The 21,105-nt window shown below is 56.7% G+C and carries 20 protein-coding genes; 13 read left to right on the top strand and 7 right to left on the bottom strand.

All coding sequences use genetic code 11. The annotated features are described in order from the left end of the window. Nucleotide 1 precedes the first annotated feature (1 nt). The 7 genes from MPAL_RS09400 to MPAL_RS09370 are packed head-to-tail and all read left to right on the top strand — an operon-like array spanning nucleotide 2 to nucleotide 6,341. Nucleotides 2-1,054, top strand: coding sequence for a 60S ribosomal export protein NMD3 (locus tag MPAL_RS09400; protein ID WP_052292241.1), 1,053 nt, complete (start codon nucleotides 2-4; stop codon nucleotides 1,052-1,054). Beyond that, the gene (locus tag MPAL_RS09395; RefSeq protein ID WP_236610365.1) at nucleotides 1,023-1,925 is read left to right on the top strand and encodes a class I SAM-dependent methyltransferase; all 903 of its coding nucleotides are present in this window, start codon (nucleotides 1,023-1,025) and stop codon (nucleotides 1,923-1,925) included. The genes MPAL_RS09400 and MPAL_RS09395 overlap by 32 nt, the downstream gene beginning before the upstream one ends. After that, nucleotides 1,922-3,061 (top strand): bifunctional phosphopantothenoylcysteine decarboxylase/phosphopantothenate--cysteine ligase CoaBC, encoded by a 1,140-nt coding sequence (gene coaBC, locus MPAL_RS09390; RefSeq protein WP_012618508.1) that lies wholly within the window; start codon nucleotides 1,922-1,924, stop codon nucleotides 3,059-3,061. The genes MPAL_RS09395 and coaBC overlap by 4 nt, the downstream gene beginning before the upstream one ends. After that, nucleotides 3,043-3,909 carry a pantoate kinase gene (locus MPAL_RS09385; RefSeq protein WP_012618507.1) on the top strand — a complete coding sequence of 289 codons (867 nt, stop codon included), beginning with the start codon at nucleotides 3,043-3,045 and terminating at the stop codon, nucleotides 3,907-3,909. The genes coaBC and MPAL_RS09385 overlap by 19 nt, the downstream gene beginning before the upstream one ends. Then, nucleotides 3,906-4,637 (top strand): 4-phosphopantoate--beta-alanine ligase, encoded by a 732-nt coding sequence (locus tag MPAL_RS09380; RefSeq protein ID WP_012618506.1) that lies wholly within the window; start codon nucleotides 3,906-3,908, stop codon nucleotides 4,635-4,637. Before MPAL_RS09385 ends, MPAL_RS09380 begins: the two co-directional genes overlap by 4 nt. After that, complete coding sequence (locus MPAL_RS09375) at nucleotides 4,624-5,622, top strand: AAA family ATPase (RefSeq protein WP_012618505.1); 999 nt, start codon at nucleotides 4,624-4,626, stop codon at nucleotides 5,620-5,622. Before MPAL_RS09380 ends, MPAL_RS09375 begins: the two co-directional genes overlap by 14 nt. Next, nucleotides 5,619-6,341 (top strand): class I SAM-dependent methyltransferase, encoded by a 723-nt coding sequence (locus tag MPAL_RS09370; protein WP_012618504.1) that lies wholly within the window; start codon nucleotides 5,619-5,621, stop codon nucleotides 6,339-6,341. The genes MPAL_RS09375 and MPAL_RS09370 overlap by 4 nt, the downstream gene beginning before the upstream one ends. 4 nt (nucleotides 6,342-6,345) lie before the next feature. Here the strand turns inward: MPAL_RS09370 and MPAL_RS09365 are convergent, their stop codons facing one another. Then, on the bottom strand, nucleotides 6,346-7,677 hold the full coding sequence (locus MPAL_RS09365; protein WP_012618503.1) for an AIR synthase-related protein: 1,332 nt from the start codon (nucleotides 7,675-7,677) through the stop codon (nucleotides 6,346-6,348). Nucleotides 7,678-7,790: 113 nt separating this feature from the next. Between MPAL_RS09365 and MPAL_RS09360 the strand changes: the two genes are divergently transcribed. The 3 genes from MPAL_RS09360 (at nucleotide 7,791) to MPAL_RS09350 (ending at nucleotide 11,417) form a co-directional block, all read left to right on the top strand. Then, nucleotides 7,791-8,333 carry a pyruvoyl-dependent arginine decarboxylase gene (locus MPAL_RS09360; protein WP_012618502.1) on the top strand — a complete coding sequence of 181 codons (543 nt, stop codon included), beginning with the start codon at nucleotides 7,791-7,793 and terminating at the stop codon, nucleotides 8,331-8,333. 404 nt (nucleotides 8,334-8,737) lie between these two features. Then, nucleotides 8,738-10,468: a DUF3821 domain-containing protein gene (locus tag MPAL_RS14615; protein WP_012618501.1), complete on the top strand. Its 1,731-nt coding sequence runs from the start codon at nucleotides 8,738-8,740 to the stop codon at nucleotides 10,466-10,468. A 67-nt stretch (nucleotides 10,469-10,535) separates the two neighbouring features. Then, nucleotides 10,536-11,417, top strand: a complete 882-nt coding sequence (locus MPAL_RS09350) for a 4Fe-4S dicluster domain-containing protein (RefSeq protein ID WP_012618500.1) — start codon at nucleotides 10,536-10,538, stop codon at nucleotides 11,415-11,417. Nucleotides 11,418-11,455: 38 nt separating this feature from the next. On the opposite strand, the gene MPAL_RS09345 is transcribed toward MPAL_RS09350, so the two are convergent. After that, on the bottom strand, nucleotides 11,456-11,899 hold the full coding sequence (locus MPAL_RS09345; protein WP_148208208.1) for a hypothetical protein: 444 nt from the start codon (nucleotides 11,897-11,899) through the stop codon (nucleotides 11,456-11,458). Nucleotides 11,900-12,043: 144 nt separating this feature from the next. On the opposite strand from MPAL_RS09345, the gene MPAL_RS09340 reads away from it, so the two are divergent. Next, nucleotides 12,044-12,664: a DUF5591 domain-containing protein gene (locus MPAL_RS09340; protein ID WP_012618498.1), complete on the top strand. Its 621-nt coding sequence runs from the start codon at nucleotides 12,044-12,046 to the stop codon at nucleotides 12,662-12,664. A 301-nt stretch (nucleotides 12,665-12,965) separates the two neighbouring features. Here MPAL_RS09340 and MPAL_RS09335 read toward each other — a convergent pair whose 3' ends face one another. The 3 genes from MPAL_RS09335 to MPAL_RS09325 form a co-directional block, all read right to left on the bottom strand. After that, entirely contained in the window at nucleotides 12,966-13,775 is an 810-nt protein-coding gene (locus tag MPAL_RS09335; protein ID WP_012618497.1) for a hypothetical protein, read from the bottom strand. 117 nt (nucleotides 13,776-13,892) lie between these two features. Next, nucleotides 13,893-15,497, bottom strand: a complete 1,605-nt coding sequence (locus tag MPAL_RS14610) for a serine/threonine-protein kinase (protein WP_012618496.1) — start codon at nucleotides 15,495-15,497, stop codon at nucleotides 13,893-13,895. Then, complete coding sequence (locus MPAL_RS09325) at nucleotides 15,494-16,312, bottom strand: FHA domain-containing protein (RefSeq protein ID WP_158303664.1); 819 nt, start codon at nucleotides 16,310-16,312, stop codon at nucleotides 15,494-15,496. The genes MPAL_RS14610 and MPAL_RS09325 overlap by 4 nt, the downstream gene beginning before the upstream one ends. A gap of 457 nt (nucleotides 16,313-16,769) precedes the next feature. Between MPAL_RS09325 and MPAL_RS09320 the strand changes: the two genes are divergently transcribed. Next, nucleotides 16,770-17,591: a hypothetical protein gene (locus MPAL_RS09320; protein ID WP_012618494.1), complete on the top strand. Its 822-nt coding sequence runs from the start codon at nucleotides 16,770-16,772 to the stop codon at nucleotides 17,589-17,591. Between the two features lie 120 nt (nucleotides 17,592-17,711). On the opposite strand, the gene MPAL_RS09315 is transcribed toward MPAL_RS09320, so the two are convergent. Beyond that, on the bottom strand, nucleotides 17,712-18,503 hold the full coding sequence (locus tag MPAL_RS09315; protein ID WP_012618493.1) for a PP2C family serine/threonine-protein phosphatase: 792 nt from the start codon (nucleotides 18,501-18,503) through the stop codon (nucleotides 17,712-17,714). 368 nt (nucleotides 18,504-18,871) lie between these two features. On the opposite strand from MPAL_RS09315, the gene MPAL_RS09310 reads away from it, so the two are divergent. Further along, on the top strand, nucleotides 18,872-19,444 hold the full coding sequence (locus MPAL_RS09310; protein ID WP_052292240.1) for a DNA-deoxyinosine glycosylase: 573 nt from the start codon (nucleotides 18,872-18,874) through the stop codon (nucleotides 19,442-19,444). On the opposite strand, the gene pyk is transcribed toward MPAL_RS09310, so the two are convergent. Continuing rightward, complete coding sequence (gene pyk, locus MPAL_RS09305) at nucleotides 19,445-20,986, bottom strand: pyruvate kinase (RefSeq protein ID WP_236610364.1); 1,542 nt, start codon at nucleotides 20,984-20,986, stop codon at nucleotides 19,445-19,447. It abuts the gene before it with no gap. Nucleotides 20,987-21,105 lie beyond the last annotated feature (119 nt).

The raw sequence follows: 21,105 nt of genomic DNA, 5'->3' as shown, positions 1-21,105 counted from the left end.
CATGGAAATTGATATACGAGAACAGTTCTGCCCCCGCTGTGGAGAGCCGACCGAAAACGGCCTCTGCCGCAGGTGCAGGATGAAAGAGACCGAACCGTTCACCTGCGACGAGCGGGTCATTCATACCTTCTGCCCATCCTGCGGAGCCGTGAAGAGCAACGGCAAGGTCTGGAGTGACAGCGAACGTGAACGCGAAGAGGTCGATCGTGAACTCGCCATGAAGGCCGTTCATCTTCACCCTGACTTTCAGGATGGAAGTTTCGATCTCCGGGTCAGGGAGATCTCGGTGAACCGCTCTCTGGCGGTGATCGGGATCACCGGCACGCTGTACGGGTACCCGGTCCAGGGCGAGTGCAGGGTGGGGATCAGCTGGCATAAGGAGCAGTGCGACCGGTGCAACCGGATCAGCGGCAGTTACTATGAGGGGATCGTTCAGATCCGGGCCCAGGGCCGGCACCTGACGCCGTACGAACAGGAGGCCGCGGTCCGGCTGGCCACCTCTATTGAGGATGAACAGCTGGAATCCGGCGACCGTCTCTCCTACATCTCGCAGCTCGAAGAGACCCGTGACGGTGTCGATGTGATCGTCGGATCGCAGCATATCGGGATCCTGATCGTACAGGCGCTGATAAATCAGTTCGGCGGTCGGTATACGACCCACCCAAAGCTGGTCGGAGAGAAGGCCGGCCGGGCTCTATACCGGATCACGTACCTGGTCAGGCTTCCCCGCTATCGACATGGCGATGTGATCGACGTTGCCGGCCAGTACTTCCAGGTGCAGAGTTCTGAGGGAAAACGGGTGCAGGTCACTGACCTGCTGAACGGTAAGGTCCGGACGATCCGGGAGGATGAGATCAACCGCGAGATCGGCAACACCAGTACTGCCATCGAAGCGCTGGTAGTCTATGCTGATGGTGGTGTCATCGGACTGATGGACCCGGACACCTGCACGACTCACGAGGTTCCGCTGGTGGACTGGCGGAGGCAGCGGATCGAGACCGGGGATCAGGTCAGGGTTCTCCGTGACCACGACCAGCTCGTCCTCCTCGGGTGAGACGATGAAAGCGAGGAAGGTCAGCAGTTCAGAACTGGGTAGCATCGCGGTGGAGTCATGGGTCGATCAGACCCGTCGTCCGTATGTGCAGGACGGGTATGCCTGGGTGCCGGTCAGGGATGGTTGCGCCTGGGACGAGGACCTGCCGGAACGAGCCGGCGACCCGCGGGGGTACCAGCGCCTCGGCGACCTGCTGATCTTTCACGGTGACCGGCCGTCAGAGGCTGAAGTGGACGGGGCGATCCGGCGGTGTCATCCCCGGGGGGTGCTCTGGACCCGCACCCATCTGGGGGTGATGCGAATCCCGGAGACGACCCTGCTCTATGGCGAGGCCGGCGAGGTGCTTCACCGGGAGAACGGATCCCGGTACTGGCTCGACCCGCAGCAGGTGATGTTCTCGCAGGGAAACCGTGCTGAGAAGGCCCGGCTCTCCGCTGCCGTCAGCCCCGGAGAACGGGTCGCCGATATGTGTGCTGGGATCGGATACTTCAGTGTGCCGCTCGGGCGGGCCGGGGCGACGGTCGACGCGTTTGAACTGAACCCGGTCTCGTACCGGTACCTGCTCAGAAATATCCGTGAAAACCGGCTTGAAGGGAGCGTTCGCGGGTTCCTGGGGGATTGCCGGACTCTGATCAGCGGGGTCTATGACCGGCTGCTGATCGGCCATTTTGAAGGGATAACCATGTTTGGAGCTGCGCTGGCTCATGCCAGAACAGGGAGTGTCATCCACCTCCATGCCCTGGAGGATCAGTCGGATCAGGTACTGACTCTGGCCGCGGAGGCAGGATTTTCTGCCGAGGTCAGTGTGCGGGTCGTCAAGAAGTACGGGCCCTGTCGAGTGCATCTGGTGCAGGACGTGGTGCTCGGATGACCTGGCAGCCCCTTCTGGGAAAGGAGATTCTAATCGCGGTGACCGGTTCGATCGCCGCCGTCGAGACGGTCAGATTGGTTCACGCCCTCCGTCGGGCAGGAGCCGGGGTGCAGGCGGTGATGTCTGCTGCAGCGCAGCAGATCATTCATCCCGATGCCCTGACCTATGCGACTGGCCGGCCGACGCTGACGCGGCTGACCGGGCTCGTCGAGCATGTGACCTACTGCGGGGACGACCGGACCGCCGACCTGCTGCTGATCGCTCCCTGCACGGCCAACACGATCAGCAAGATCGCGGTAGGTATCGACGACACTCCGGTCACCACCTGCGCCACGACGGCCCTTGGAAGCGGGATGCCGGTCGTTGTGGTTCCCGCGATGCACCAGAGCATGTACCGCCATGCAGCCGTCCTTGCGAACCTCGAGACCCTCCGTTCCTGGGGTATCGATGTCGTCCCGCCACGCATTGAGGAAGGGAAGGCGAAGATCGCTGGTATCGAGGAGATCGTCCTCTATGTTGAACGGGCGCTCTGGGGAGGATCGCTCGCCGGCCGACGAGTACTGATCACGAGCGGACCCTGCAGAGAACCGGTCGACGATGTCCGGGTGCTGACCACCCGGTCGACCGGGCAGATGGGCAGGGCCCTGGCCCTTGAGGCGTTCCGGCGTGGGGCTGAGGTGACCGTGGTGCACCTGGACCGGTTCCCGTGTGTTCGGAACCTGTACAGCGATACTGCCGCTTCGATGCGGGAGCAGGTGATGCAGGTGCTCGATGAGGAGGGTGCGGACTATTATTTGAGTGCCGCGGCGGTGTCAGACTTCCAGCCGGTCCGGCAGTCGGGAAAGATTCCGAGCGGAACCCCCTGCCGGATCGAGCTCGCCCCGCTCGGTAAGGTGATCGATGCCGTGCTCGCCCATCCGGCCAGGCCGTCGGTGGTCGCCTTCAAACTAGGCTGGGAGACCGGGGCCGCCGCCTCGGCCCTGCTTGAGGCAGGGGCTTCGCTGGTGGTGACCAACACTCCCGACGAGATGGGAACCGGGTCAGGTACCTTCGGACTGGTCTCCCTGGATCAGACAAGGACCGTTTCGGGGAGCAAGGAGGAGGTGGCAGCGGCCATATGGTCGACCGTGCCGTAGCCTTCTGTCCTGGACATATCTCGGGCTACTTCCGGCGTGTGAAGGGGACGAGCGTTCAGACCACCGGCTCTATCGGTGCAGGGATTGTGATCAGTGCCGGGGTCGAAGCAACGGTAGTACCCGCTGATCAACCACAGGTGCAGGTCAGGGAGGTGGACCGGGCAGGTTCATGCAGCACGGTTCTGACCGCGTCGCCGCCCATTGCCTATGTGATGGACCGTCTCGAGGTCACCGCCGCTGTCACAACGGTCTGCACCTTCCCAATTGGCGCCGGTTTTGGTCTTTCAGCCGCGGCTCTTCTCTCGGCCACGGCGGCACTGAACGTCCTCTATGACCTCGGCCTCTCAACCCATCAGGTTACGGCTCTTGCCCATGAAGCCGAGATCGTCCACCAGACCGGGCTTGGGGATGTCGCCGCCTGTCAGGGTGGAGGCCTGGTCTGCAGGGAAGGGCCGGGGCCGGATGGAACGATAACCCGCCTCCAGGATCTGATGGCCGGCTCGCTCTGTGCAGTCACGTTCGGCCCCCTGCCGACCCCGGCCGTCCTTAAGTCAGGGCCGGCAATGGCCGCCGTGGAGGCCGCCTTTCCCGCCCGGTGTCCGGACTCGCTCGTCGATTTCTTTCACCTCTCCCGCCAGTTTGCCGAGCACTCCGGGCTGATCACCCCTGAGGTCAGGCATGCCCTCTCGCTCTGCGATCGCGCCGGGGTCCCTGCGTCGATGACGATGCTCGGCAACGGTGTCTTTGCCCTCGGGGATTCGGCGGTCGAGGTTCTATCGGCAGTCGGCGAACCATTTCACCTGGAGATCGCATCAGGTGGATTTTCAATCCAGGAGCATGTATCATGATTCCACAAGACCATCCACGGTACCGCTCTCTCGTCGTTCGCGAGAGGCTGGCTGAGGCCGCCAGGGACGGTGTCGTCTCCCTCGAGGGGCTCACCTCCCACGGCAGAGGTGAAGCGTTCGACTACCTGATCGGGGAGGTGACCATGCCCAGCGCCAGAACTGCTGAGCGGACTGCCGCCGCGATGATACGGGCTGCCCGCCATCCGGTGATCTCGGTGAACGGGAACACGGCTGCGCTGGCAGCCGACGAGATTGCCGCCCTTCAGCAGGCGAGCCATGCGCAGGTCGAGGTGAACCTCTTCCACCGGACCGAGGAGCGGATGAAGAAGATCACGGCACTCCTTTTGGAACACGATGTGGATGTGCTGACCGGCACCGCGGAACGGTTGATCCCTCTCTCCCATGACCGGGCCTGGTCTCTGAACGAGGGGATCGGCAGCGCCGATCTCGTGCTGGTGCCCCTTGAGGACGGGGACCGGTGCGAGGCGCTGATCGCGATGGGGAAGCAGGTGATCACCGTCGACTTAAACCCGCTCTCCCGTACAGCTCGGACTGCGACCCTGACGATCGTGGACGAGGTGACCCGGGCATTGCCGGCGGTGACGGCCGCCCTCTCCGATCTGACCGATGACGAAGCAGCCGGGCTGATCAGGCACCTCGATAACCATTATCTTTTACAAACCGCAATATCTGAGATAGCGACGAGGCTGATACATGCTCTGGATTGAAACATACCGGCCGGCGGTGCTTGGGGAGATACTGGGGCAGGATTCGGTGGTAGCATCCCTCTCCTCTTTTGCAGCATCGGGGAATGTCCCCCATCTGCTCATCTCCGGCCCGCATGGCACCGGGAAGACGGCCGCCATCGAAGCGTTCGCGAAGGTGCTCTATCACGATCACTGGGAGGAGAACACCAGTATCTTTCAGACCGGCGACCTCTTCGAACAGGGGAAGGCATACCTGGAGGCTGACGAGCGGTATGCGCACATCTACCAGAAGGATCTCTCGCTGATTGCGAACTTCAAGTACATCGTCAGGTGGTATGCGTCGATACGGCCGCTCGATGCCCCGTTCAAACTGATGGTCTTTGAGGATGCCGGCGCCCTGACGCGGGAAGCACAGCAGGCCCTCCGCAGGATCATGGAGCAGTTCTCGGGGACCTGCCGGTTCATCCTCTGTGCGCAGAACCAGAGCGCGATCATCCCGGCGATAGCGTCCCGCTGTCTGCCCCTTTTCTTCGGCCCGATTGCGAATCAGGTGATCGAAGACCGGTTACGTGAAGTCCTGGCAGGGGTGGCAGGAGATCGGCCTCCAGTGACTGACGAGGATCTGGACCTGATCATACAGGCCGCACGGGGCGACCTGCGGCGGGCGATCATGATGTTGCAGGTCGCCGTCACCACTGATCAGTCGGTGAGCGAGATTGCTGCGGCCCGGTCGGAGACCTCGACCGTTGCGCTGGCTGTCTTCAATGCCCTGCAGGCCCAGGAGACGGCCCAGGCGATCCGGATGGTGGAATCGCTGCTGATCGATTATGGTTTATCAGGAAAGGAGGTCATCTCGGCGCTGAGCGAGGTCGTCCACCGGGAGTACAATGCACCGGCGATCGTGCGTGCACTCGCTGATACAGATCACCGACTCGGTCACTGCAACAACGAGTTCGTTCAGCTCAATGCGTTGCTGATGAGAATTGCACAGGAAGGTTTTGCATGATTGGAGATGAGATCAAGGTACAGCGCCATTATGATGAGATGGCCGAGGTATATGACCGCAGGTATGATTACCGGCGGGGGAGATGCTACCATGCGCATATCTCTCAACATGTGATGAATGGGCTGGTTCAGGGGGGGTACCTTCTCGACATTGGCTGCGGGACCGGGCTGTTTGTCAATCGTTACACCGAAAAAGGCGGGACAGCCGTCGGGCTCGACATCAGCAGCGGGATGATCGAGAAAGCGGTAGAGCGCTGCCCTGACAGTGACTTCACCGTTGGCGACGGGGACGTACTTCCGTTCAAGGACAGCACCTTTGATGCGGTTGCAAGCCTGCTCGCCTTCAGTTATCTCACAGAGCCCGGCAGAATGTTGTCGGAGGCATACCGTGTCCTCAAGCCCGGGGGTACCATCTCGGTCTGCACCCTCGGTAAAAACCTGCTGACTGCCGGCCTCCCGGCGATCCACCATATCGGCGAGGCCATGAAGATCCAGCAGGTCGGCATGGGCGATTTCGGTGAACACTATTATAACGAGAAGGAGATGCGGAAGCTCTTTTCAGAGGCTGGATTCACCGGTGTGCAGGTGAAGCGGTGCTCCTTTGCACATCTGAACCTCGTCGAACCGGTCTTCGATATCGCCAAGAAGATCGAGCCGTTCGTTGAGCGCAGACTCCCGTGTTTTGCCTATAATATCTGTGTAAAAGGGAAAAAAGAGTGATCCATTAGGGGGCGGATGGTTTGAGCAACCGTCCGAGCACCCGTTCCTTCTTCTCCATTGCTGCGGTGGCTGCCTGCCGCACCGCCTCCTGCATCTCTTCGACATCCCGTCCCGGGCGGTCGACGACCTTCTTCAAGGGTGTGTATGCAGATTCCCTGAACATCGGATCAAAACCATGCTCTTTTCCATCGATCATCAGCACCGATGAGGCCGGTCCTTTCTCGACATGACCGATTTCTGCAATTCTGACGCCGGCGTTCCGGATCACCCGGCTGATCTCAGGGGCGGCCTCGGGCGGGGCGATGATCAGCAGTGCATCGAGGGAGACACCGAGGTAGTCGATCTGGAGTGCATCGAGCATCCCCCTGACATGCGGTTCGACCAGATCTTTGGTTTTATCTCCGTCGACGACGATCCGGCAACCGGCGGTCTCTGCAATCTCGTAGACATCCCCACGGAGTCCGCCATTGGTGACATCGGTCATCGCGTGCACACTCTGCAGGACCGGGGATCTGATCATGGCCTCCGAAGCCTGCAGGAAGTTGAGGTTGATCGTCTCCTCGACCACCTCGGGGAAGCCGGAATAGAGGGCGGCGGTGGCGATCGTACCTCCACCCGCTCCTTCGGTCATCAACAGCAGATCCCCTGGTGCCGTCGCCTTTCGTGCGGTCAGGTGTTCAGCGACCCCGACAGCGCCGACGCAACCGGTCATCCTGGATCCGAGGACCATGTCACCCCCAATCCGGAGCGTCGAACCGGTGACCAGCGGAACGTCCATCGCTTCACCGACCGAGGTGATGCCTGCGGTGTAGTCGAAGATCTTTGCCACATCCCCGTCATCGGCCACATGGATGTCTGAGAAGAGGGCGACCGGTCGGGCCCCCATCACGTAGACATCCCGAAGTGTGGCCCTGGTCACGTGAAACCCGGCCAGGAACGGAAAGTCAGAAAGGCGCGAGTGCATGCCATCGACGGTGCAGATGATATACTTTCCATCGGCCGTGACCGCCCCGGCGTCGTCCATCTCGTCGACACCGACCGATGCCGAGGTACTGCCGATGATCCGCGCCAGCTGTCTATGTGCAAAGAAGTCGCCTGACCCCCGCGACCCGACACCGAACTCTCCCATGGTGACGCCGGCAGGGGCGAAGGTGAAGAGATCGCCCTGAAGGCCGCAGGTCTGCTCCACTTCGGTCACGACGGCTTTTGCAAAGGCTTCTGCATAGGGCTGGTCCACCCCTTTGATCTCCATGATATGACGCTGAAGAGCAGCAGTGATTGCTGCTCTATCAAGACCCTGATCTACTCTGCGTCTGACAAATTCTTCAACATCCATATACGGTGGTGTATCCTTTACCACTTAAATGAGATGATCTTGAAGGCTTCGTGGGGGGTTTATGGGTTCCCTTAAAGGCAATAATTAAACCGCCAGAATGCAGATAAAATTGCATGGTTGTTCCAACAAAGATCTTCTTCACCAAAGGGGTGGGGGTGCACAAAGATCGACTTGCGTCCTTTGAACTGGCCCTCCGGAAGGCCGGGATCGAGCGGTGTAATCTGGTCTATGTCTCGAGTATCTTCCCACCGTACTGTACGGAGATCCCCTGTGGAGAAGGGCTTGAAATGCTGCAGGCAGGTGAAATCGTCTACTGCGTGATGGCCAGGAACGAGACCAACGAGCCGAATAGACTGGTCTCTGCCGCGATCGGTCTGGCTCTCCCCAAGGACGCCGACGAATACGGGTACCTCTCCGAACATCATGCCTTCGGAGAGTCTGCAGCGATCTCCGGGGAATATGCCGAGGATCTGGCTGCAACGATGCTGGCCACCACCCTTGGGATCGAGTTCGATCCAAACCGGGCCTGGCAGGAGCGGGAACAGATCTATAAAGCGTCCGGCAAGATCATCGAGACCAAACAGATCTGCCAGACCGCTCAGGGTGAGAAGAACGGGCTCTGGACAACCGTCATCGCAGTCGCAGTTTTTCAGTGATACCTCGATTTTTTCATTCATACCCCCTTTTTTTTGGCTCTCTGACTGTCAGAAATCTGGAGAGATCACGATAACAGAACCATGTATTATCCCTGGTAGAGGCACCTGAGAGATGGAGTTCAACTCCGGTTGTCGACGCAGGTCCCTGATCATTGAACTGACGGAGTAGGGTGAACTTCTTTCTTTTCCTATCTGCGCACCGGAATAGTCTCTCTGCACCCGCGCATAGCCCGATTTTATGTAAATACCTAATAATTATAGTTAAATATGAAATCCGGGCCCAGTTCAATTATTTTGTTAATTCTGCCCCTTCCGAGCGACCTCACCAAATCGGGATCTCTCCGGGCAACCTCTTTACCTCTCGGGTCAACATCTGTATGCCTAATTCAAGGGAAGAGAATGATATGAACCACAGACACTCTCTTGTATGTCTCATTGCAGGGTTGATCCTCTGCATGATGCTCGTAGGGGCGGCAGGTGCAGGTACGCCTGTAAAGATCATGCCGCTCGGTGATTCGTTGACGCAGGGGTCAAATCTGACCCCAGACCAGGCATCTCATCCGACCTATCGGTACTGGCTCTGGAACGGGCTGGTCTCTGCAGGTTATCAGATCGATTATGTCGGAAGTGCCCGTTCAAACTTTACCTATCAGTTTGACCAGGATCATGAGGGACATGCCGGGTATACCACTGATATGATTTTGAACGGGAACCGTTCTGACTCGGCGAGTGGAAACCTGACCACCTGGCTCTCGTCATACTCACCTGATATCGTCCTGCTCTCACTCGGTAGTGAAGATCAGGTGGCAGGGGTTCCGCTGAACCAGACCCTGCAGAATGTTGCCCTGATCGTCAACCAGCTCAGGACCCGGAACCCGTCGGTTAAGATTCTGGTCGGCACTGTTCCACCATCGACCGTGTACCGTCAGAGTGTCCAGACGATCAATGATGGTCTTGCTGTAGTGGCCGCTGCCCAGAATACATCCAGCTCTCCGGTTACGCTGGTGGATCTCACGACCGGGTACGATGGTACCACCGATAATCAGGCGGGCAGTATCCTGCCCAATGAGAGTGGCGAGCGGAAGATAGCACAGCGCTGGTATAATGCCCTGGTTCCCCTCTTACCCTCCTCTACCCTGGCTCCTACGCCCGTTACAACGATCGAAACCCAGGTTACTGTGACCACTTCATCCGGGAACCCGGCGGTGATCCCCTTTGCAGGTGCTACCATTTATGCCGGTGAGCAGAGCCTGAACATATCAGCTACCGGTGTTGCCGCAGGAACCACCCTCGGGTGGTTTAAGCCCGGAGTCCGTCCGTCCAACATCACTCCAGACGATTCGCTAGTCGTCGACAACCCGATCAGTTTCACGGTGCCGGCTGGTACAAAGAACGGCATCTGGTATGATATGACCCGGATGGTTCCGGCCTTTACAGTCAGGGATCCGTCAGTGGGGGTCAGGGTCATCGATCTCCAGCGCAATGTCGATATCACCGGGCAGACGATCAACGCTTCGACCCCGGTCGGGTTCATCCTGGATACAAATCTAGAATCCTTCACGCAGCGAGGAGCTTCTGCGCAGGTGACGATCCGTGTGCAAAATCCTGCCGGGCAGATCTATCGGGGTTTGATCGACGACCACGGCATGGTGAACTGGCTGAACAATATTAGCGTCACCACCAACCCCTTCTCGGTGAAGGGGGCAGGTTCCTATGGGTCCCTCTGGAACACCGGGGATCTGAATTATACAGCCGGTCAGTACCAGATCTGGGCAGAGACGAACGTGAACAACATCAAGGAGAGTTATCTGCAGAGTGATGGCAGTTATTCACTTGGTATGGCGGTATCGGTGCCGGTCATCCTGACCATCGGGACCAACGGGGTGAATCTCACCAATACAACATCTCCTGCCGGGAACCTCTCTGGAACGATAACACAGAACATGAGCATGGTGAACGGGGCCGCTACGCATGTAGCAGTCAATAATTCCTCGGCCCAGCAGGAGAACACCTCCTCTGGACCGTTATACCTGACCTATACCATCGTTGCGATTGCGATCATCCTGCTGATCGTCGGCCTCACCCGCCCACGCAAGCCCAACCGCCGGCGTGGTGGCAACAACAGGGATCTCTGATCCCGGTTCCCCTCTGACCTAAAGAGGGCAGTAATCTATTTTTCTCGCCACCCCGTAGGGTATACGCATGTCTGCTGTTGATGATCGGAATGATTCACACTCTACACCACAGAGGTTCGGCCTTCTCCGGCAGAAGGAGAAGGGGTATTATTCAGTCCGGGTGAAGGCCGTTGCAGGGAACTGCACCGCCCCGCAGCTCGCCCTGATCGGGGAGCTGGCGACCCGGTACGGGCGGGGATACATCTCGCTGACCACCCGGCTCAACCTTGAGATTCCCTGGGTGAAGATCGCCGACGTCCCGGTGGTCTGTGCTGCCCTGGATGAGGCCGGCCTCTCCACCGGGTCCACCGGCCGGAATGTCCGTGCAATTGTCTGTTGCAAGGGAACGGTCTGCCCGCATGGCCTCTATGATACCCAGGAGACCTGTCGGGAGCTGGACCGGATATACTACGGCAAACCATTGCCGGCCAAGTTCAAGATCGGGATCGCGGGTTGTCCAAACAACTGTACAAAGGCGCAGTTCAACGACATCGGGATCATGGGTCAGCGCGTACCTCAGTTCGAGGCGTCGAACTGCACCGGCTGCGGGGCCTGTGTGGTCGCCTGTAAGGCCCGGGCGCTCCTGCTCGATGAGGACGGTACCCTTCTGTTCCGACAGAGCCTCTGCCTGAACTGTGGTACCTGCATAGATCGCTGCCCTCACAATGCTGTTCGTCTGCTGGCCGAAGGCGTCACGCTCTTCATCGGGGGGACCGCCGGCCGGCGGGTGATGGCCGGCCTTCCCCTTGGCATGAGGATTCCGCTCTCAGCATGTCCCGCTCTGGTGGAAGCCGTGCTCGTTGTCTTTTTGCAGTACGGAGAACCCGGCGAGCGCTTCCGCTCGATGATGGAACGGGTCGGGCCGGAACTGGTGCTCAGCACGATCAGAGATGTCGTTCAGGAACTCTGATTCAGACGGCCCGGGCAAAAAGATTATGAAAACTGGAATTATTCCGGCTTATCATTCTCAGGTTTATTAGTATCTGGCTCATCGCTGTTCTGACGCTTTCTCTTCAGCGTCTCCTGCATCCGTGCAAGGACATCGTTGATTCCGCTTTGAAGTGCTGTGCCGGCATCTTTCACTGTCTTCTCAACATATCGGTGCCCATCGTCAGTGGTGATGACTCCATGGGCAAGCCCGATGACATCGTTGATCGCCTTTGCGACCGATGCCGAGGCTTCGTCGATCTTCTGACTGATGACCGCCGGGTCGGGTTCGCCCTGTGCAGACTCAGGTCCTTCCTGGACCGGAATCTCCTGCGTGGTATCAGTATCTGCATCAACAGGAGGTTCGGGAGCGACCGGTGCCCCTTCTGTCTTTTCTTCTTCCGGCGCTCCGACGACCCATCGTCCCCCATCAAAATGTCCGTTCTCTTCACTCATGTGTGTCATCCTGATCCCAGAGGAACACGAGAGATAATTCTGCGCTGTTCATGGGCGTTTGAGAGTATTTGTACAGTTCCTATTTATAGGTGATACTGTCTTCCCAGTTCCCGATCAGAGCAGACATCAGGATCGTCATCCTACAGGTACTGGATGAGACTAGAGGCCCCTGCCCGTTTCAGCGAGGATGACCATCTGACCGCCCCGCCCTTCTACTTCCCGGTCTTTGAGGAGGCGTACCGGTTCATCATCGATCAGTACCAGGTCGAGCCAAAACCGATCGGGATCTTCATTCCCTGTGCCGTGAAGAAGCCGTACAGCACAAGCCCGAGCCATCGGCTCTTTCATAAGGTGATCGATAACACCCTCGATCAGAGCGAATACCATGTGGTGATCTTCGGTACCTGCGGGACCGTGCCGGCCGAACTTGAACTGATGTACCCCTATGCCCATTATCACTATATGCTCGGTAAAGTCACCGATCCAAAGGTCAAGGAAGACTTTCTCAGGATAGAGACACGAAGGATCGCCGGTTATCTGAAGAAGACCGAGCATACGTATACGAAGAGGATCGCATACTGTATCGGTATCTTCCGTGAGGCCATGGTCCAGGCGGTGGAGGAGAGCGGCGTAGAACTCGACCTTCTCCTCCCTTCGAACCCGATGATCACCAGGATGTATGATATCGACTGTCCGTTCCCGGAAGGATCCCTCTCGATGGAGGAGTATGTTGAGGAGTTTCGGCAAGGGCTTTGGCAGATGCGTTCCAGATAGGAGAGGAAGTAACAGGTTTTAGAAAGGACGCCCCTGAGAGGATTCCCCTCTTTAAAAGCAATGCCGGTCATGTGAGCCAGCGTCTTTCACATCACAGGCATTGTTATTTATTAGCCTGTGATCCCGCTGCCCTTTGTTTAGATACCATCATGATGGTATCTGGCCTCTGATGCAGTCTATCTATTGGTACAGGCTGCTGTTATAAACGCCTGCTGTTTGATTGCATCAGTGCAAAGCCTTCTCAGCATGCTCCTCTCTAGAGGCAAATTGCCCTTATGTTATTCTATTATATATTTATTTCTCACTCTTCCCGGTGTTCAGTCCCAGGGTGCTGGTCTGGTTCTGAGCCCTCGGTGTTGGAAGCTGTTGTCTCTTCCTTTCTGATCACATTCATAAAACCGTACCCTGACCCGGTCCGCTCCCCGAATCCTGCTTCGATCCCGAATGCAAGCACCTTTCGCTGTGCCTGGTTCATCTTAATCCAGCGGAACTCCCAGAGGCTGCTGGGTGCCGTCCCGCTCTTCTTCTGTCCTGATGGTTTTGCAGGCAGACTTCTAAAGAGGGTGGCTTCGGCAAAGAGCGTCTCCACTTTAATTTTTGTCCCGTTCCAACGGTTGTACCGGGAAAGCAACGATTCTGTGAGGGCAAAAGTCAGCGCTTCCGTGGGCATCCCCTCCCCCCAGAAGACAGGCCCCTTTGACGATTCCTGGATCTGAAACTGATTGATGCACTTGGGGGAGAGCCGGACGATCAGAGGGGTTGCATTCCGAAGGATCAGTCTGTTCTTCTGCAAGGTGATCGAGAAGGTCTGATGCCCGAGCAGCGTGAACTGTGCATCTCCGATGTTGATTCGGGATCCCCTCTTCTGTGAAAGATAGCGAGCGATCCCCTGTGCCACCTCTGGCGCAGGGGACGCAATGATCAACTGTTGCAGATCTCCGGTCTTGACCTCTTTGAACGGAAAGAGGCGGGAGTAGGATATCGGGACATCCCGGGCCAGGGCCGGGCCCAGGGATCCCGCCCACATCATAGCCTGGGTAACAAACGTGTGCAGTGCACGGTTCTGGACAGGGCCATCCTGTTCGGCCTTCAGGCGGATTAACAGTCGCATCTCTTCTCCTTACCTGATGGGCGCTCCTGCCCTTTATATCCTCATCTGTACATAACCGGCTCGTGTCACCTGATAGTTCAACAGTCTAACGGTGTCCTCCTGGATCATGGAGGAGAGTTACTGTGCTCTACCTTCGTTCTGCTGATGAATTCTCACAAGGTCTGCGGAGAGTTCGGCTGCGGAACTGTACCGGTCCTTTGGATTCCGGGCCAGACATTTGAAGAGCACCTCATCAAGGGGGGCCAGGTCGGGCTGATGAGCAGACAGGGGAAGTGGACTATCGTTCAGGATCATTCTGCAGGTGCTGTCGGTGTCTTTCCCTGCAAAGGGATGGGCACTGGTCAGCATCAGATACAGCAGCACTCCGACCTGATAGAGATCGGTGGCCGGCCCAGGAAGACCGTACAGTTCGGGAGCGATCTGTTCTGGAGCTGCATACCATGGGGTAAAGGCGGTGCACGCAATCCCGGTCTTCTCGCCGGCATGTTCGGAGAGTCCCCAGTCGGTGATCTTTGGGATCCCTTCCATCCCCTCTTCGGTGAGCAGGATATTTTCCGGCTTGATATCGCAGTGGCTGTATCCGTGCAGGTGCGCATATTCAAGTCCGTTCAGGATTCCTTTTGCAATCAGGATGGCCCGTGCTGGGGTGATAGACCCTATCTGTTCGGTGAGTCGATAAGGAACATACTCCATCTCCAGGCAGAGGGTTGGGAGCAGGTACACATGGGTGAGCCGGACGATGTTGGGATGGTTCAGATGCTCCCAGATCCGGATCTCTTTTAAGAATCCCGCACCAGTTGCGAGATCATGCCTGAGTGGGAGTTTCAGGGCGACCTTCATTCCGTCGCTTCGCCGGGTTGCAGAGAAGACACTTGCCACCCCTCCGGTTGCTGCCGGCTTCAGGTCGGTGTACTGGGAGGTGATCGCCTCGGGAATACCCTTCTCTGTGAGGAGCCCTTCCTCATTTGCAGATGGAATGAGAGTCTTCTGATCATCAGCACCAGACTGGAGCGCCTGCATCGGTGCGATGGTGGCAAACATGTGTCGTTCTCGATGATGGAGGAATTGTCCAGCTGAGAGTACCGCTCCGGCGATCAGGGAGATGTACGTGAGTGCCAGTGACGGGAGTTCCCATGATGCCGGGATCAGGAGCAGGAGGAGACTGAGCAGGATCGCAGCGATGATGGCCACGAGCAGGTGGATCAGAAGCATGCTCTGCTGCACCTGTAACCGCTTTGTTCCGATTGCAATCCGGATTGAGAAGAGCGAGAAGAAGACGCTCGGGAAGCAGCAGATCAGTCCGATGATCCCGTAGAGATCGATTCGAATCAATAATTCACTGTTCACGGTCAACAACCAGAGAACCCCGACAGCAGAGACCATGGCCAGGACCAGATAGGCGAGGTCAAACATCGGTTGTTCTTCGTTGATTGGGATGGTGAGATGCGGGTCCATCCTCCGCCCGGCTCGTATCATCAGGATGATCAACAGTAATAATGAAATCCCGACATAGAGCAGAAACAGAGCCACCCCGGAGATGGTTCTATCCATCACCCTATCTACTGGAGGTGGGATCTCGGTGATTCCCGGGGTGGTATTGTTATGCGTCAGATGAAACTGGGGAGGGGATGGCAGTGCTATCGGGGCGGCTTCTGCCGGGAGAGCACACACCAGAAGCACACCTAAAAGCAGCAGAACCAGCAGGAATTGAGCCGGCTTCATCCAGCAGGATCCGCCCCTCTCTTCTTTGGTAACATCACGACAAACCGTGCACCATAGGGATCATTTGCAAGGTCCAGCAGGTCCCCGTCATGGAGTACCATCCGCTGGTGCGGGGTCAGTGGCTGACCGTTCAACATGGTTCCTGCGGTGGAATCGCAGTCCTCTACCATGTATCCGATGGGCTCCATGAGGATCCGTACATGGGGTTTGGAGATGCGGGTGACCGTTCTATACCAATCTGGGAGGATAAGGGATCCTGGGACTGTTTCAACTTCAACGTCTGCCCTGCCGATACAGAGTTGTTCATCTTCCATGATAGTGACCCTCCCCTCGTCCACTCCTGTCAGCAAAACCAGATACAGATGGTCGCCGGTGAACTCATCGGCTATCTGACCCCGCACATCGGCCAGCCGACTGGAGAGGTCGGGGTTCTTCTGAATTCCCGCGGTGCTGAAGACCCCCAGATTTCGGATCACCTGTTCGAGACCCCCGGAGACCACCGAATATTCCCAGACCGGGTGTACCCCTTTAGATGTCTGCTGACCTACGCCGGCCTCCTTCTTGACAAGACCTACATTCACCAGTTTATCGAGGTGCTTCTTGGTATTGTCATAACTGGTATTGATCTCGGCTGCTATCTGGCGACGATCCTTTGGTGTCTTCTCGATCAGTTTTAGAATCCGCAATCGTGTGCTGTTGGAGAGCACCTCAAGATACTGCGATAGATCCTCATAAAAGTCGGTATCGATCGAGACGATACAAGTCTCAGTACCTTCAGTCCTGTCCACAGCCACCAGTCCTCTATCTTCGTTCACCGTGAGGGGATAAATGTTTATCCTCATCCGGGTCTGTCTGGTTCAGAGATAGGGCCATCTGGTTCAGATCCAGGTTCCCCTGATAGATGAAATCCCTCTTAATTTGCAGAGATATTTAAGAATTTCACCGAATCAGAGGGAAAAAACCGATCCGAACCCGGGATGTGATCTGTCCGCTATAACTCTCTTATCAGGATCTTCTCCTGCGATCGATCGGGAATTTTGGTTGCAGGATTGGTCAAATAGAAGGATCGGCTGGACAGAACAGTCCATTTCCTTGACCTGCCGGACCCGGAAATGGATACCTGAACAGAGATCTTTGCCCACTCCCATCCCTGAAATATATATCGTCCCTTCTTCAAGAGGTTGACTATGGCGACCTGCGGGGGACGCGGGTTGCCGGACTACTTGAGGTGAAAAAATATCCACTAAATCAATCGTATCAGTCAGTATATGCATGCTCGGATTGATGCTGATGCTCGTCCCTGCTGTCAGCGCAGGGGGGGTCACAAACTCTATAAACCAGACGCATATCACTGAAATCAGGGATCGGATTGTGAACACCAGTCATATCACTGAAGTGATGATGCAGGGTTCAATTCAATACATCGATCAGATCAGCAACAGTTCTGGCGCCACTGCCATGACTACGACCAGAGATAACTATGTCTCCGCCGCTGCATCACTATCGTCCATACAGAACGGTACTGAACTTCGAACTGCGGAGAAGAACCTTGGAACGGTCGAGCGTCTGTTCTTCAACCAGACACAGGTCGCTGTAAAGACGTATAATGGTACCAAGACTGCTCTGAAACAGAGTATCAACGAGTCGCTCTCTGCTGCAGGTCTGAATGAAAATAGTTTCGGCCCCGGTCCGGGTCCTGCACATGGTCCTGCCAGAAACGAGACCGCTTCTCCAGACTTTGCTGGTAACGCCACGAACGCAACTGCCGGCCACGGTCATGCACATGGCTCTGCCGGAAACGAGACTCCTCCTCCGGACTTTGGCGGTAACACAACTGCCTGTCCAGATCATGCCCCCGACTTCGCAGGTAACGAGACCGCCCCTCCGGACTTTGCTGGCAACGCAACTAACGCAACTGCTGGCCACGGTCATGCACATGGCTCTGCCGGAAACGAGACTGCTCCTCCGGACTTTGACCGTAACACAACTGCCGGTCCGGATCATGCCCCTGACTTCGCAGTCAATGGGACCTCCGTGCTTGGTAACGGATCAACAGGCAGACATCATCTGGGGGTGAACGCCACAAACAGTTGAATGAAATTCAGAATATCACACCCTTTTGAGCAAAAAAAGGTGTTCCAGGTTCATTTTTTATCTCCGATTGAACGTGAGACTGGCAGTCAGGTATCAACCAAAATAACATATCTTTTTTCTTTATTCAGAATTGTGAAGCAGCATCCCGACGGTGATATCGTCCCCGCTTCCGGTCGAGGATATCCAGGAGAGTAGTTCTGATAGGTGCTGATCTTCAGTGAAGAGTCTGAGGGCTGCTGTATGAAAATCGGTTTCACTCTGGTATGAGTTGACCAGCCCGTCGGTTGCGAGCAGGACTGCTGCGGGTATCCTGTCGTGTACGCTGGCAACAGCAGTATAAAAATCATTGGCTGCCTCGGGTAGACAGAGTGAAGTGGTCTGGTTTCCAAAGAGGCGGGGATCCCGCTCCAGTGGACGTTCTACTGTTCTTTCCTGTGAGATGGTGAGGATATCCCCGTCGCCAAGCTGCAGATACAGCAGATAATCCTGTGTGGCGATGACGGTCATCAGGGTTGACCCGTAGGGGAGTAATTGATCCGCGAGTTCGTCATATCTGGAAGAGGGAGAGATGCCGGTTTCACCTCTGCTGATGAGGTCCTGATCCACCAGTTCTCTCCACCTGTCGACGATCGCTGTGCAGATGCCGGCTCTCAGATACTCCTGATCGCAGGATAGAAGAACAATCGGGTCCGTTCTGGCGGCGAACAGTCTGGAAACTGAAAGTGCTGCCTCAACAGCAAACGCCGAACCCCTATCGCTTCTGAAACAGCGGGCAGATCCGTGTCCGTCGGCCACCGCCACGGCAACTCCGCCTTCCACAGCAGAAGATCCAAATGCGTCCTGGTTGGGTAGCCCAATTTGCTGGTGATAGGTTCCCTGAACTGATGCTCCTACCGCCCGCCAGATTTTCACTTTTTCCCTCCGGAGTTCATCTTCTGCAGGGGCGTATTAGTTCCTGATACTATTATACAATGATTGTTGCAGTCATTTATGGAAATAGCCGACCGGATCCTCCTACGAGAACCTCTTCTTCCCCCTTAAGTGGGGGGGAAACCGATCAGGTTTTTGATGATATCCCGACGTGCTCTCCCATGTCTGGCCCAATAATTAGATAGTATAATGAAGGGTTATCCTAAGAATGATACTCTCATGAAATTCGGGCAATCGTTCTCTCTTCATAGGGGCGACCACCATGAATATCAGGGCCTTGATGATCTGATCCCCGGGTGATCAGCGCTGAATTGGGTTGTTATAGGAATATACGGAGATGATTTCTCCTGATGACAGGGAAGCAGATGATAGAAGGAAAGCCTGATCTGATGAAGAGAACCAGCAGTATAAAAGACTCCGATCCAAAGCAGGGTATCCTTCCAATAATCGGCTCGGCCCCGGTCGTGCTAGTCCTCGGTTCATTTCCAAGTGCCCGGGCACGGACTGTAGGAGAATATTATGCGAATCCTCTGAACCATTTCTGGCCGATCATCGAGGAACTCTTTGGGATCTCCCGGTCACTCTCGTATTCCGAGAGAGTCCGTCTGCTCGCTGATCAGCAGGTGGCGCTCTGGGATATGGTCGACTCCTGTTATCAGGAGGGTTCGATGGACAGTACGATATATGAGCCGGCTCTGAACGATATTCGTGGATTTTTGACAACCCATCCGACCATCCGCCTGGTCGCAGCCAATGGGAGGACCGCCGAACGGTTTCTGAAACGGTCGCTGGGGAAGGCGGGACCGCCTGCCGGTGTGACCGTCATCTCCCTCCCCTCAACCAGTCCTGCCAACGCTCGCGAATCCTTTCATCAGAAGGTGCAACGATGGCGGGTGATCCGGGACTCTGCGGTCCCTTCATAATCAGGGGAATTTGATGATCCGCAGGGAGTTGGTCGCTCCTGCCAGATCCGGTTCCGACCCTTCTGTCAGGATCACGAGATCTCCGGTCTTCGCAAGTCCGGCATCACTGATCAGATCAAAGATTCTGTCGTGCCAGGATGCCTCATCGGTTTTAACAAAGAACGGCACCACGCCGTAGGAGAAGGCGAGGAACTCGGCAACCTTCTGATCCCTGCAGAACGAAAGGATCCAGCAGTCCGGTTTGAAACGGGATATCCGTCTCGGCGCCCTCCCGCTCCTGGTGGGGGTCAGGATATACCGGGGTGAGAGGGCGTGCATCGCCTGGATCACGTTCAGGGAGACCACATCGTCGACCGTCAGTTCGCGCCTGTTGATCCCGGTAAGCAGCAGCACCTCCTCAAGCTGGGAACGGCCCTTCAACATTGTCCGCTGGGCTTCTATCGATCGTGCGATCTTTGCCATCATGCGCACCGTCTCAACCGGGTACCTGCCGGTGGCTGTCTCAGCGGAGAGCATCACGGCATCGGACCCATCCAGAATTGCGTTGGCTACATCGGTCACTTCGGCTCTTGTCGGGAGGATATTTTCTGTCATCGATTCGAGCATCTGGGTGGCGGTGATCACCGGCACCCCGAGCCGGTTTGCCTTCAGGATACATTGTTTCTGAACTCCAGGCACATCCTCGATCGGAATCTGAACGCCCAGGTCGCCACGTGCGATCATGATGGCATCTGCTTCGGCAAGAATGGCGTCGATCTCCCTGACCGCTCCAGCCCGTTCGATCTTTGCGACGATATGGATCTTTATGCCCCGCTTCTGTGCATACTCCCGGAGTATCCTGATATCTTCCGGGCGCTCAAGGAATGAGATGGTGAAGGTGTCGACTCCTTCATCCAGTCCAATATCGACATGGGCGAGATCCTCCGGGGTCACTGCGGCGATCGACAGGGCGACCCCTGGCAGATTCAGTCCCTTATGTGAGAGGAGCGGTCCACCGATCACGACCTTTGCATCCACCTCCTGTTCGCTGGTTCGGACTACCTTCACCTGCAGAAACCCGTCGTTCAGATAGATCGTGGTCCCTTCGGTGACGAGTGAGGGGAGGTCGGGGTAATCCACCGGGATCGCGGTCAGGTTCGAAGAGGCCGGGTCCGTGGTTAATGTGATCGTCTCCCCCCTCTTCAGGATCGTTGGTTCCAGTCTCAACCTGCCGATCCTGATCTTTGGGCCTGGGAGGTCAACAAGAATTGCCACCGTCCTCCCGAGGCGAGTGGCGACTGCTCTGATACTTCGTATCATTTTCCTGTGCTCATCGCTCGTTCCGTGGGAGAAGTTCACCCGGGCCACATTCATTCCGCTTCGGATCATGTCAGCAAGCACCTGTGGTGATGAGGATGAGGGACCGATTGTACAGACGATCTTTGTCTTATTCATGGGTAGACGCCTGGTCCTACCGGCTTTCTTCTCCTCTCCTTTGTCAGCCTCTTCACGCTCTTCAACTTTCAAAACTGGTGTACCATCCAGTCTGTCGATCGGTGGCACTGGTATATATAATGGTCTCTCACCTGATGCCAGCACCTCTCCTACTGGGAGATGGTGGTAGGGATGTCTTTATTGGGGGTACTGCGAGATCACAAGAATAATCAGATCGGAGATCTCCA

The sequence above is a fragment of the Methanosphaerula palustris E1-9c genome (genome assembly GCF_000021965.1).
In the GTDB taxonomy this organism is placed as follows: domain Archaea; phylum Halobacteriota; class Methanomicrobia; order Methanomicrobiales; family Methanospirillaceae; genus Methanosphaerula; species Methanosphaerula palustris.
The sequence above is the reverse complement of the archived record's forward strand: the minus strand, read 5'-3'. Positions and strand labels throughout refer to the sequence as shown.